Annotated in this window: 9 protein-coding genes; 6 read left to right on the top strand and 3 right to left on the bottom strand. The window is 39.6% G+C overall.

The annotated features are described in order from the left end of the window. Positions 1-128 precede the first annotated feature (128 nt). A complete protein-coding gene (locus tag AC27HL_RS16930; RefSeq protein WP_487082231.1) occupies positions 129-2063 on the top strand; it encodes an alpha/beta hydrolase family protein in 1935 nt (644 codons plus the stop codon). Between the two features lie 72 nt (positions 2064-2135). On the opposite strand, the gene AC27HL_RS16925 is transcribed toward AC27HL_RS16930, so the two are convergent. The 3 genes from AC27HL_RS16925 to AC27HL_RS16915 are packed head-to-tail and all read right to left on the bottom strand — an operon-like array spanning position 2136 to position 4273. Then, the gene (locus tag AC27HL_RS16925) at positions 2136-3155 is read right to left on the bottom strand and encodes a WD40 repeat domain-containing protein (protein ID WP_487082230.1); all 1020 of its coding nucleotides are present in this window, start codon (positions 3153-3155) and stop codon (positions 2136-2138) included. After that, positions 3142-3915: a hypothetical protein gene (locus AC27HL_RS16920; RefSeq protein WP_487082229.1), complete on the bottom strand. Its 774-nt coding sequence runs from the start codon at positions 3913-3915 to the stop codon at positions 3142-3144. Before AC27HL_RS16920 ends, AC27HL_RS16925 begins: the two co-directional genes overlap by 14 nt. Position 3916: 1 nt before the next feature. Then, positions 3917-4273 (bottom strand): PadR family transcriptional regulator, encoded by a 357-nt coding sequence (locus tag AC27HL_RS16915; RefSeq protein WP_487082228.1) that lies wholly within the window; start codon positions 4271-4273, stop codon positions 3917-3919. A gap of 312 nt (positions 4274-4585) precedes the next feature. On the opposite strand from AC27HL_RS16915, the gene AC27HL_RS16910 reads away from it, so the two are divergent. The 5 genes from AC27HL_RS16910 to AC27HL_RS16890 all read left to right on the top strand — a co-directional run bounded on the left by AC27HL_RS16910 (position 4586) and on the right by AC27HL_RS16890 (position 12987). Beyond that, positions 4586-6544, top strand: a complete 1959-nt coding sequence (locus AC27HL_RS16910; protein WP_487082227.1) for a TonB-dependent receptor plug domain-containing protein — start codon at positions 4586-4588, stop codon at positions 6542-6544. A gap of 18 nt (positions 6545-6562) precedes the next feature. Then, positions 6563-7723 carry an HmuY family protein gene (locus AC27HL_RS16905; protein ID WP_487082226.1) on the top strand — a complete coding sequence of 387 codons (1161 nt, stop codon included), beginning with the start codon at positions 6563-6565 and terminating at the stop codon, positions 7721-7723. A gap of 94 nt (positions 7724-7817) precedes the next feature. Next, positions 7818-8426, top strand: a complete 609-nt coding sequence (locus tag AC27HL_RS16900; protein ID WP_487082225.1) for a MotA/TolQ/ExbB proton channel family protein — start codon at positions 7818-7820, stop codon at positions 8424-8426. Continuing rightward, positions 8413-8718, top strand: coding sequence for a DUF2149 domain-containing protein (locus AC27HL_RS16895; RefSeq protein WP_085300332.1), 306 nt, complete (start codon positions 8413-8415; stop codon positions 8716-8718). The genes AC27HL_RS16900 and AC27HL_RS16895 overlap by 14 nt, the downstream gene beginning before the upstream one ends. A 12-nt stretch (positions 8719-8730) precedes the next feature. Then, positions 8731-12987 carry a cobaltochelatase subunit CobN gene (locus tag AC27HL_RS16890; RefSeq protein ID WP_487082224.1) on the top strand — a complete coding sequence of 1419 codons (4257 nt, stop codon included), beginning with the start codon at positions 8731-8733 and terminating at the stop codon, positions 12985-12987. The last annotated feature ends 213 nt before the right edge of the window (positions 12988-13200 follow it).

Here is a 13200-nt window from a genome sequence, read left to right as displayed (position 1 = left end):
CTAGAGCTCGCCTCTTTATAAATTGATATCAGCAACTTTTTCAAACAGATACCATAAAAATTATTTACTTAGCGATATATATCGCTAACATAAGTTTTTACTTATAACATAATCACTACGAGGCAAGGATGAGCCGATTCAGTTTCCTTATTACCACTTTATTATTTATACTTTCCTTTGATAGCTATGGCACAGCTACAGATGAGCAGCTACCTGTTGAAGCTTTCGGAAATTTACCTGAAGTAAGCCAAGTCACACTTTCCCCAGACGGTAACAAAATTGCCTTTATTCGCATTATTAAAGGCAGTACCTATATAGGTACAACTGATTTAATAACGCCAAAAACACGTTATATTGTTGGTACCGATAATCAGAAATTTAAAATTGGTTGGTATCTATGGGCGAATAATGAAACATTACTGGTAAGCGCTGACTATCCTGTTAGCCGATATGGAGTAAAATATACTGAAACACGATTGCTGAAAGTCAAAGCTGATGGTAGTGACTCAGCCACTTCAGTCATAAAACCGAAAAGTAATGAACGTTACGCTCAAATTCAAAACAATATTATTGATATTTTACCGGATGAGCCAAATCATATTCTGATGGCGATTGACTTAAAAGTCCCTAACCAACCCGATGTTTATAAAATTAATCTCGAGAGCGAACGTATAAGACATTTAGAATATCGAGGTAAAAGCCATATTTATGGTTGGATGACAGATCAACAGCACAGACTTAGGTTAGGTTTTGGTCGTGATGAAACAACAATTTTCTATCGTTTATACGATTTAGAAACTAAAAAATGGCGCAATATTTGGGAATATGAAATTTTTGATGCTCCTGATATTTCTCCGTTAGGTTTTGGTTTGAATCCCAACGAGTTATATATTCGCGCAGATCACAACGGCCGATATGCCATATTTAAAGTCGATGTAAGTAAGCAGGACTTACCCCGAGAATTAGTCTACGCAGATCCCAATTATGACATTGAAGGATCGCTAATTTATTCAAGAAAAACCAAAGACGTTATCGGTGTTTATCATGGTGAAGCCAATAATGCCAAAGTCTTCTTCGCAGATGAATACGCCCAATTTCAAAAAGCATTAAACAAAGCCATTCCTGACGCCTATAACAATATTTCTAGTTTTAGCGGCGATGAGCAAAAGTACATTTTATTTTCTAGTAACCCAACAACACCCGGAGCTTACTATTTAGGGGATCGACAAGCCGGTTCGCTAAGTTTTGTTCTAGAGCAATACCCATTACTTAACGAGCAACAATTATCTGGCAAAAATAAAATTAGCTATCAAGCAAGAGATAAAACCACAATAGAAGGTTATATAACTTTGCCACACCTTAGTGCTCCAAAACATCAAAAGGCATTAATCATTCCACATGGCGGGCCAATGGCCAGAAACTATGCCGGATTTGATTGGTTTACCGAGTTTTTCGCCAGCCGTGGCTACACCATTTTGGAGCCAAACTTTAGAGGTTCATCTGGTTATGGCTTTGATTTTGAAATGGCGTCAATTAAAAGTTGGGGTGGCGCTATGCAGGACGATCTTGCCGACGCTGCTACTTGGCTTTCAAAGACTCATAATATAAAACAAAACAATATTTGCATCATAGGCGCCAGTTACGGTGGTTATGCGGCTTTAATGGCCGCGGTAAAACAGCAACATATATTTCGCTGTGCTGGCAGTTTCGCTGGTGTATCCGACCTTGAATATTTAGTGAAAAAATCGCGAAAGTTCACCAGCTATAAAGTTGTGAAAAAACAAATAGGCGATGATTACGATAAATTAGAACAACAATCGCCTGTCAATTTCGCTGAAAAGATTAACATTCCTGTACTACTAATTCATGGCGATAAAGATCGCGTGGTTGATGTCAAGCATAGTCAAATGATGCGCGATGAATTACAAGACTATGATAAAGACGTAGAGTATGTTGAATTAAAAAATGGTAATCATCATTTAGAAATTGAGCAGAATAGAATTAAAACCTTAACCTCCTTTGAACAGTTTTTAGAAAAGCACCTAATATCATCTTCCGATTGACCTGCACAAATAGGTGAAGTCATGAACCTTAACGAATGATTTCACCAATATAGATAATGTGTGCTTAATTCATCATTGAATTTCCAATAGTGGGAACTCTTGATAAATGCCGTCACTGGTAATAATTGCTATACGATTAGTCGCAATAAATGCGACCTGTAAAACCGATGAACGGCCAACTTGTGCCGACTGCCACTGCCCTATTAACTCGCCATCACTAATGCGCCAAAGCATAATTTTTTGTTTAGGAGAGCCTGTTAAAAAATATTGTTTATCGCTAGAAAATGCTGAATGATTAATTTCAAGAAATTTAAGACTTGTTTGCAATTCACTCATTTGAGCGTCTTCATTACTATTTAATTGCCAAAACACGCGGTCATTAATTGAATCAATTGAAAAACCGAGCTGTGCATCATCGCTTATATCAACATGATTAACCCGAGTACGGTGCTCAAAGGTTTTAAGCTTTTCGCCAGTATCAGTGCGCCACAGTACGGCAGTTTTATCACTTGAGCCGGTAAACGCCAAACCACCATCTTTAGATAACGAAACAGCATTAATATCTAACCTATGTTGTTGAAACGCACTTTTATTGCCCGATTTAGTATCAACAATACTCACTTGACCATTTCGATAACCAAGCACTAACTTTGCACCTTTCGCTGATATGGCGATATCGTTAATAATATTATTATCGCTATACCACTCATTGACTTGTTGCAGTTTGTTTTGGTTAGTTAAACGATACAAGCGTACATTCATCTGATTTGACGTATAGAAGAACTGCTTATCTGCTGATATACCCAACAATTCTATATGCTCAGCTTCACTGCCTTTTAAACATCTTGCAAGTTTCTGATGCTGTAGGTTATCCCATAGGCAAATTTGTTGTGGCTCAGCAATAAATGCAAGTTGACCATCATCTGATATCGCAGCTGCTGTTATGGTGGTTGCTGAATAACGATGTGTTTTTAACGCTTTAGAGCTTTGCACCTGACTTGGTGAGCAAGCAAGCAAATTAACCAATAAAAAAGTCGCAAACGCTAACTGAATATAGCGACCAAATTTAGCTATATCATTAAAAATTTTCATTTGTTTCCTGCTTATTGTACGCCGGAGATTCAATTGCTATTTCAGCTTGTTTTAACTTTTTATGAACTAAGTAGCTCACCGGTAAAATCATATACAAGAATGACAATAAACCAATAGCAATAATAGGCCCTATTTCAGTGGCAACAAAATGATTACTGTTAATATGTAGCAGTGACCAAAAATACGGAAGAACGACTAAAGCGTATCCCCAACAAGCCATTTGAAGAGGACTAAAACTAGATTTTTTATCAAGGTAAACTAACAGTGAAAGACTAAAAATAGCAAGAATCAATGAAGGACTATCAAGCAAAAACCAAACGTCGTCAATCATACCGATATATTCCAGTACGCTAGCCCAAAAAGCACCATCAAACAATGCCATATGTGCTTGCCCAGTTAGCAAGGTTTGCCAAAAATCAGGCGCATAGTCTGCTAAGTTATCTGCGTAAGATAGCCAAGCAATAAGCATAAACGCTAAGACAAAGAACACCATAGCTAAAAGAATATTTAGTTTTTTAAACACGCTAGGTGAGTTAAATACGTGCTTAAAATAAATCCCACTGGTATGTAACGATTGCTGCCAAAACCAACGTTTTGCGGCTATATCACTATCTTTCACACGTTCGCTAAACTCTTCCAATAAATCACCTAGAATTGCGTCAACTATGTGTGCAGGTAAAAACCATGTCAGCAATAAAATCGCCAAACTTGGTGGTGATACTGCCTGACAATGTAAATCATCTTTAGTATTGGTATCCATGTTAAAATTCCCCGATGATATTAAGCTTTTCGTTGTGGCACAGCGCAATATCTTGCCATAGTCTGTCCATGGCACTTTTAGCGCGCATCAATGCACTTTTACCTTGCGATGTAACAGTGAAGAACCGCTTTGCTCGCCCTCCTCGTTCCGCAGTCGCCTCCCCTAAATGGCTACTTACCATGCCTTTCTTTTCTAGGCGCTCTAACGTCGAGTAAATAGCTCCTATGGCAACATTTCGATTAATTTCTGTTTGCAATAACTGCCTTATCTTGGCTCCGTATGCTTGTGCATCTAATTGCATAAGCGCTAGCATGGTCATTTGTTCGAATTCACCAAGAAACTTTTCTTTATCTGCCATAATCAAATCCATCCACCTTAATTAACTACATTGTAGATAATTGAATGTAAGTTGCAATTCTTATTTACTACAAAGTAGTTTAAATTAATTTAATTAAGCGTCAAAATTTTAAAAACTCCATAACCAATTGATTACTATCATTTAGTATAAAAAACCCATCTAACTAATTAGCATATCTTCAGCGACAAAAGCTGTTGATTGCAATTTTTCCCTCCTCTAGGTTGAAATTTGCTTGCAATTATCTAAATGACCCTTTACGATCGCAACCGATAATCATTCTCATTTAGATTAATATTAGCGTTGTAAGTAAAAATGAACATAAAAGCTAGCCTATCGGCCTTGGTTTTAACCTTACCAGTTTCTTCAATAGCTCAAGAAGTAGCAGAAAAAAACCCGGAAGAACATATAGTTGTCACAGGAACCCGAACAGCAAAATTATTAAGTAATTCACCTGTATTAGTGGAGGTTATTGACGGTGATGTTATTGCTAACGTCAGTCCTACTACCTTGGCTCAAGCATTAAACTACTTACCTGGCGTGGTAGTAAAACGTAGTGTGAAAGATGGCTACAACATTCAAATGCAGGGCTTTGATGGTGACCATGTTCTAGTTCTAATTGATGGCCAACCCGTTGTAAGCCCAACCGGATCATCAGCAGATTTAGACCAAATCCCTGCCGATAATATCGCGCAAATTGAGGTTATTCGTGGCGCAGCTTCGGTCATGTATGGCAGTTCCGCCATGGGTGGTGTTATAAACATTATTACCCGAAAAAGTGATGAAGCAGCATTAAAATTTGATTACGACATTAGCCAATACCAAGGTAATACAATTGAAAGTGGTGACCTAAACCACACGCTAAAAATATATGCCAATGAAAATTTTTCAGGGTGGCAAACACAATTGAATGCTTTAGTCATCGACGATCAAGGTTATGACTATGATAACAATACTGTCAGTCAAGACGCGGCAAGTGTTGATAAAACATTTATTACCTTAGCCACAAGTAAAGACCATAGCGACATTGCAACTACCGTTAAATATCAATGGCTAGACGAGAAAAAGCTACGAGACAGTTCCGCCATACCGGGGCAAAGTGAGATCATCTTTTATCAAACCGATTTAACTAAGCATCAACTCGACCTTAGCTTAAATAGCACTAAAGCGAAAAAAGAACCTTGGCAAATTAACCTCAGACATATCGACCATCAAGAAACCAGCGGTCAGTCAAATAGCTTACGTGACACTCATATCCTAATGTCTGAAATTAATGGTCAAACGGTTTTTCAATTGGAAAACATTGAGCTAGTTACTGGCGGTGTTATTCATGCCGACAAATTAGATCAAGATAAACCTGCTGATGGCATCATAGAAATTGACAATAAAAGCCGCGAAAGTGTGGAAATATTTGCCCAAGGTAACTGGCAAAAGAAAAATACACAACTATTAGCAGGTATGCGCAGCCAATACGACTCTGACTTTGGTTGGCATAATGCGGTGCGTTTAAGCACCATGAAAAGCCTTAGTATGAAAGATGTTTCCCTGCAATGGCGTGCTGGCGTAGGACAAAGTTACCGGGTGCCAAATTTAAAAGAACGCTTTTACGTTTTTGACCACAGCGCCTTAGGTTATATGGTGCTAGGTAATGAAAACCTTGAACCGGAAACTGCTGACTCATTCAATGCTAGTTTGAGCATTAACACCAGCTTGGCAGAAAACAGTATTGATTTTAGCAGTGATATTAGTCTTCATTACTCTAAAACAGAGGATCTTATTGACTCGGTAATCGACCCAAAGCAGTCAGAAGAAACTGGCTTATCTATCTATCAATATCAAAACATTCGCCAAGCAAAAATTCACGGTTTTGATGTCAGTACTGAATTCACCTTCAGCCAATGGCAAATGCAGTTAAATTATAGTTATTTAACCAGTGAAGATCAGGACCAAAAACGCTTACTGTCTCGTCCTCGCCACCAAGTAAAATTCAACATTAATTATGATTTTGATGCCTATGACATTGAATTAATAGCCTATGCCGTTTACCAAGCAGGTGAAGCAGTGCCAGATAGTTATCAAGGTGTAGAGAATAACGAATATACCACCTTCAATGCCGTAATGAAGCAAGCCATAAGCCCTAACCTAAGTTGGCGTTTAAGTGTCGACAATATTTTTGAAGAGCATAAAAGTCCATCAGCAAACAGCCAGAATTTATTTGATGCAAGACCTGTTAGCAGCCGCACCATTAGTGCCGGTATTAGCTACCAATTTTAAGAGAATCTCGGAGAAATCATGAAATCAACATTAGCAACCCCCTTTAAATTAAGCAGTTTAGCACTGTGTGTACTACTTACGGCTTGTGGGGGCGGAAGTAGCTCAAGCAAAGATAGCACACCAACGCCAGAACCAACACCTGCGCCAACAGCCCCAACACAAGGTTCAATAAGCGGCCCGCACAGCACTGGTAGCGTAAGTGAACCGGTATTTGTTTATTACGACTTAGATGATAAAGCCGTTATTGAACTAACGAGCGAGCAAGCAGAAACAAATACCGTATGGGATATTGCCTTTAAACGCAGTGGAGTTTACTTAAACCAGCACAGTGATAATGCTGTAACCGCTTATGCAACCGGCAATAATAGTGATTTTTTCGATGCCGATGGCAAAGCCATAGCCGCGAGCTTCATTGCTGCGACAGCTGAAACTGAGCTAGCTGACTATCTGGCAGTAAAAACGAGTGATATTCCAACTGATGAAACAAAATTTGTTGCTGATAAAACTTCAAATATCATTGAAGGTTTTTATAACTACAACATGACAACTCACGTAGTAACTGCCGCTGATAGCAATTACTTTATTGCCAACTCTGATAATGCCTTTACTAAATTTAGAGCAACAAGTATTACCACCGCCGGACGTGGTATCGGCCAAATAACATTACAAACAGCTTATCAAGGTAGTAGCGATGCTGCTTTTGCTGCTGAGCAAGAGCTTACCATAGACGCTGCATTAACCTGTTCAGGTGATGTAACACACGTATATGTTGATTTTGATACTAACCAAGAAGTAACAGCGGCAGACAATTGGGATATTAACTTCCCTTGTACCGCAGATAAAACAGGCGCCAATTTCACAATTAACATTGCTGATGACGCCCAAGCCTTACATGACTTTGATAACAAATATGACGCTGTTGACCCAACGGCCGTTGCTTATTATGGCTTTAAAAATAATATCTACAGCGTAAAAGCATTTGATAGCACACCTTGGTACCAATACGGTTTAAATGGCGGTCATTTATTGTGGTCACAATTTGATGTTTATTTAATCAAAACACCAACAAAAACCCATAAGCTGCAAATTACCAGTTATTACAATGCAGACGGCGTGTCAGGCAATATCAGCTTTAGAGCGGATGAAGTTGACGAGCTAGCTGGCGAAGCTGGTGTATAACCACCATAACTAAATTTCAAGCCTAAGATGCACACTCTCCCGCATCTTGGGTTTGATATTCCTTCATACTAGGTAACAACATTAGGACATTATTATGATCGCCCAGATCGAACAAATCATGTACCAACTATCAGACTTTTTTATGGCGCCGGTACTCTGCTTGATCGCATTACTCTTTATTTACTCACTATTTGCTAGCGGACAGTTTTTTAGTCAAAGCATGCAACGCCGTCGACATTACAAATCGTTTATACAATTACTCAATGGCAAACTTGGTAGTAATCGCCAACTTATGTTAAACGGCTACCCTATGGCAAATTTGGCAAATGAAATGCCAGAAATCAGCCAAGATCAATTAGATGTTGCAGCACTAAAAGAACTAGAAGGAGTGCGAAACGTTAGCCGATTAGCGCCCATGTTAGGTTTAATTGCCACTATGATCCCTATGGGGCCAGCACTGAAAAGCCTAGCCGACGGTAACATTCAAGGTATTAGTGAAAACTTAATTGTTGCCTTCTCCGCAGTAATTTTCGGTTTAATTATCGCTTCAATTACCTTTTGGATAGCATCGGTTAAAAAACGTTGGTTGGTTGAAGAACTGGTTGCCCTATCACCACTGTTAGTAAATCCCCCTCTAGCACAAAACCACCAAGAAGCAGCTGCACCTGTACAAGCCGTGGAGAAAGATTATGAGGCTGCTTGATGAAGATGAAGGTATTAACCCGGCATTATCCGTGGTGAACCTAGTTGATGTATTTTTAGTGTTAGTTGCCGCATTGCTAATTGCCATTGCACAAAACCCATTAAACCCCTTCCTCGCTGAAGACGTTACGGTGATTAAAAACGAAGGTAAAGATAATATGGAAATTATCGTTAAAAAAGGTAACACCATCGAAAGCTTTAAAAGTGATGGCAAAACTGGCTCTGGTACAGGTAAAAAAGCCGGTACTGCCTATGAAATGGCAGACGGTAGCATGATTTACGTAAAAGAATAGCGATAGCAACTCATGAATAACTTTTTAATTAAAATTTCCATATTATTTTTCTGCGCTGTTGCCTTTATCGGTAATACATTGGCAGAAACAAGCAAACAAGAAGCAGCCACTAAAACGCAAAACATACTCTTTGTGAGCACGGCACATACCAATACCGCAAAAATAACATTATTGAAAAAAGTCGCCGAGGAGCAAAAAAACACCCGCTGGCAGATAACGCAAAAATCAGCAAAGTCATTAACTAAATCAGCTAATAAAACTGGTGCCTTATCGGCATTATTTAACCAATATGATTTAGTTATTCTTGATGCTGTGTCGGTACGAGAAGCTAGCGCAGCCTTTGACAACTATGCCAGCGAAATTGCCACTGCAAATACTAACATTGTTGCATTTAGTTATTTGCAAAATCAAAACCTTAACAAAGGGCTAACGGCTGAGCGAGCGAGCACTTTACAAGACTATTGGATGAATGCCGGGCGTCGCAACCTCGACAATATGCTTAGCTTTATTTCAGTAAACATTGTCTCAAAAACTCCCAGCTCGTCATCAGTTACCAAAGTACCGGCTCCGATTATTTTTCCACAGCAAGGGATTTATCACCCAGAATTACCTAACTTGATCATTAATGATTTGCTGCAGTACAAAAAGCTACGCCCAGCTAAACCACAACAAGCTAAAATAGCAGTCCTGTTGCAGCGGGCATTAATAGAGTCAGAGCAAACCCAATTAATTGACGCCACAATTAAACAATTGGAGGCCAAAGGCGCTTATGTGGTGCCATTCTTTTTTGAACTTAGCCCCGTTAGTGGCGACTACAGCCAACTATTGCAAATTCCAAATACAGAGCAAAATACTGATGGCAAAACAGAACAAATGAAAACCGATGTTGATTTAATTATCAGCTTTCGAAATATTCATTGGGCAAACAAACGTAAGGTTGAATTTGAGAAGTTCCAAGTGCCGGTAATGCACGCGATGACTTATTACTCTGGTGATAAAGAAACCTGGGAAAAAGACATGCAAGGCGTTAATGCTAACATGATGTCATTTACCTTAGTGCTACCTGAGAACGCCGGCGTTGTTGACCCTATGATAGTGGCAGCCATGAACATGAGCGACCAAAACGTTGAAATTATTGACTACCAACTACAACACTTAGTTAACAAAGCCATCAATGTGGTAAAGCTAAAATACAAAGCCAACCAAGACAAAAAAATAACGGTTTTTGTCTGGGGTGATAAAGATGTTGGTGCGTCTTTTATGAATATTCCTGACAGTATCGAAGCTATCAGCCAACGCTTGGCCAGCGAGGGCTACCAAACCGCAGAGCGTGATGCAAAATACTTCGTAGACAATGCAAAAAAAATTCTCGACCCATTTTACCGTGATTATCAATTAACTGAGCTATTAGATAATGACTTAGCTGAACTAATGCCAATTGATGAATACTTAAGCTGGTTTAATGCCCTGCCAACAGAACTAACGCAAAAAATTAATGACCACTGGGGGCAACCACAAGACAATTTTATGGCTGTAGAGCAAAACGGTGAACACTATTTCATTTTACCACGTATCCGCAATGGCAATATGTTAATCATGCGCCAGCCACCACGCTCAGACAATAAAAATGATGAAAACATGATTTACCATCAAGGCCTTGTTCCCATTAACCACTTTTACCTTGCCGCCTATTTTTATGCTCGAGAATATTGGCAGTCAGACGCTATTGTGCATTTAGGAACTCACGGTTCACAAGAGTATTTGGGCGGTAAAGAACGCGGTTTATCAATTTACGACCAAGGTAATCTAGCAGTATGGGATACGCCTGTGGTCTATCCATTTATTGTTGATGATGTCGGCGAAGCAATGCAAACTAAACGCCGTGGCCGCGCAACCGTTATATCCCATATGACACCGCCTTTTGCAGCAGCTGGCTTGGAAGGTGAAATTCGTAATTTACACGAATTAATGCACCAGTATAAACAACTTGACCAAGGTGGCGTTAAACAAAAAACTGCCACGCAATTAACTAAGCTATGTTTCGATACCAACATATGTAAAGACCTAGGTTGGCAACAAGAACAAATAACTAGCGCATTTGAAGAGTTTATTGATGCATTGCATATTCACTTAGAAGACCTAGCAACAGCTAACCAGCCATTAGGCCTTCACACCTATGGCTATATACCCGAGCAAGCACTCACCATCTCAACCTTAGTGCAAATGCTAGGGGCTGACTTTACAGCCAAAGCCAGTGACTTTGAACATCAATACTACTCAGAAAATTTAGTTGGAGAGCATCATGACGACGACAATGATGAAGGCATAGTTCACAGTCATACGTATCATTCCAATGGTGAAGAAAATAATAACCAACCCAATACCGATAAAGGGGCGGAAACATCTGAAAATGCAAATGACATTACCCGCTTATCAGGCTATTTAACGGTTAAAAACTATATTGTTGCTGCCGACGACAAATCTGCCCAACGCCCACTCCCATTAACTGAACTTAGTGAAGAATTACAAGCAGATATTGCCCGCGGTAAAAAGCTCTATCAAAGTATGGCAAGTATCCACGAGCTAGACGCTATGGTCGACTTTCTAAATGCTAAATACATTCCGGTAAAGTCTGGCGGTGACCCAATACGCCACCCAGAATCATTAGCAACAGGCTATAATTTGTTTGGTTTTAATCCATCTCGAGTACCGACGCAGGCCGCTTTTGAACAAGGTAAAGAATTGGTTGAGCAGATGATTACCAATTACTACGACAAACACAAAACCTACCCCGACAAAATGGCATTTTCACTGTGGTCAATTGAAACTATGCGTCATTACGGTGTGCTTGAGTCTCAAGTACTATATGCCATGGGCGTAAAACCTAAATGGAGTAAAAGTGGCCGAGTAATTGGCACCGAAGTTATCCCGTACAGTGAGCTAAAACGCCCACGTATCGACGTGGTACTTTCTGCAACCGGGTTATACCGCGATGCATTTCCTAACGTGATGCAAATGTTAGCCAAAGCCGTGAATCAAGTGGCGGCGTTAAAAGAAGACAATAACTCTGTTTGGCAAAACAGCCAAAAAGTAAAAGCGAACTTACTAGCCGAAGGCGTTGATGAAAAAGAAGCACAATATTTGTCAACTATTCGTATTTTCTCAAATCAGTCTGGCGATTATGGTACCGGCGTAGATGATGCTGCATGGGCCAGTGATACTTGGGAAACCGATAAGAAAATATCAGACAACTACTTAGGCAAGATGGGTTACTTCTTTGGCGCTGACAATAGTCGTTGGGGCGAGAAAGGCGAAAATAACCAAGGAAAAGATATTCAACTTTATGCCAAACAATTATCAGGTACCGACATAGCCATGTTCGCTCGCTCTTCAAATTTATTTGGCATGCTAAGTACCGATGACCCATTTGAATACTTTGGCTCGTTAAGCTTAGCCGTTAGAAATATCGACGGAAAAAGCCCTGATATGGTGGTCGCTAACTTACGTGATGCCAAGAATGCAAAAGCAGAAGATGCCGGACTATTTCTTGCCAAAGAATTACGCACTCGTATGTTCCATCCGCGTTGGATAAAAGAGCTACAAAAGGAAGGTTATTCAGGCGCGGTATCTTTAGCATCTAAAATGGACAACTTTTTTGGCTGGCAAGTGGTTGACCCTAACCTAATTCGCAACGACCAATGGGACGAGTATTTAGATATTTACGTCAACGACAAATTAAACCTTGAGCTTGACCAGTGGTTTAAAGATATCAACCCTGCAGCGTTTGCGCGTATGATGGAACGCATGTTAGAAGCTGAGCGTAAAGATTATTGGCAAGCCGACCCAGAGCGTTTAAAGCAACTTGTTGAACAGTATATTGATGTGGTAAATAACAACGACTTAGTTATTTTAAACGACGCCGTCAAAGAACATGTTAACGAACTTGCTCAAGGCTTTGGCTTAGCACCATTAACCGCAAAAACCATGGCTGCAATGGCCGCAGCTGCCGACATGCAAAAAGCCATAAACAAGCAACAATTGGCAAAACGGCAGTCAAACAATGCTGAACAACAAATTGAAGGACAAAAGCTTGAAAAACAAACAACACAAGCGATAAAGCCAAACAACGTTATTTACTACAGCTTATTCGGTATTTTCTTACTAATTGCCTGTGGCGCCATTTGGCAATCACGGCGTAAGTATATCAAGCAGCAGCAAATTTACTTGCTAACAACAAAGAGCAACTTAGAAATAAATAAAGCAGCATAAAAAGCCGTTATAAGATTTATATTCCCTATAAATCTTATAACGGTACAACTTAACTAGAGACTTCGTTAGAGGAATTGTTCCTTTATATAACGAGGTCAACATGCCAAAAAATATTAACATCAAAATATAAACGTGAATGTACTGAATTAGTTATTGTTCACGTTTATAAACAGTAAGAAGCGGTGGCAGCTTAAAATTACAACGAGCTAATTA

This window comes from Colwellia aquaemaris, from assembly GCF_057548755.1.
This window is presented reverse-complemented; position numbering and strand designations above follow the sequence as displayed.

Excerpts from the sequence above, each read along its gene's own strand:
- AC27HL_RS16930 (WP_487082231.1), top strand. The coding sequence starts at position 129 with ATGAGCCGATTCAGTTTCCTTATTACCACTTTATTATTTATACTTTCC.
- AC27HL_RS16925 (WP_487082230.1), bottom strand. The coding sequence starts at position 3,155 with ATGAAAATTTTTAATGATATAGCTAAATTTGGTCGCTATATTCAGTTA.
- AC27HL_RS16920 (WP_487082229.1), bottom strand. The coding sequence starts at position 3,915 with ATGGATACCAATACTAAAGATGATTTACATTGTCAGGCAGTATCACCA.
- AC27HL_RS16915 (WP_487082228.1), bottom strand. The coding sequence starts at position 4,273 with ATGGCAGATAAAGAAAAGTTTCTTGGTGAATTCGAACAAATGACCATG.
- AC27HL_RS16910 (WP_487082227.1), top strand. The coding sequence starts at position 4,586 with ATGAACATAAAAGCTAGCCTATCGGCCTTGGTTTTAACCTTACCAGTT.
- AC27HL_RS16905 (WP_487082226.1), top strand. The coding sequence starts at position 6,563 with ATGAAATCAACATTAGCAACCCCCTTTAAATTAAGCAGTTTAGCACTG.
- AC27HL_RS16900 (WP_487082225.1), top strand. The coding sequence starts at position 7,818 with ATGATCGCCCAGATCGAACAAATCATGTACCAACTATCAGACTTTTTT.
- AC27HL_RS16895 (WP_085300332.1), top strand. The coding sequence starts at position 8,413 with ATGAGGCTGCTTGATGAAGATGAAGGTATTAACCCGGCATTATCCGTG.
- AC27HL_RS16890 (WP_487082224.1), top strand. The coding sequence starts at position 8,731 with ATGAATAACTTTTTAATTAAAATTTCCATATTATTTTTCTGCGCTGTT.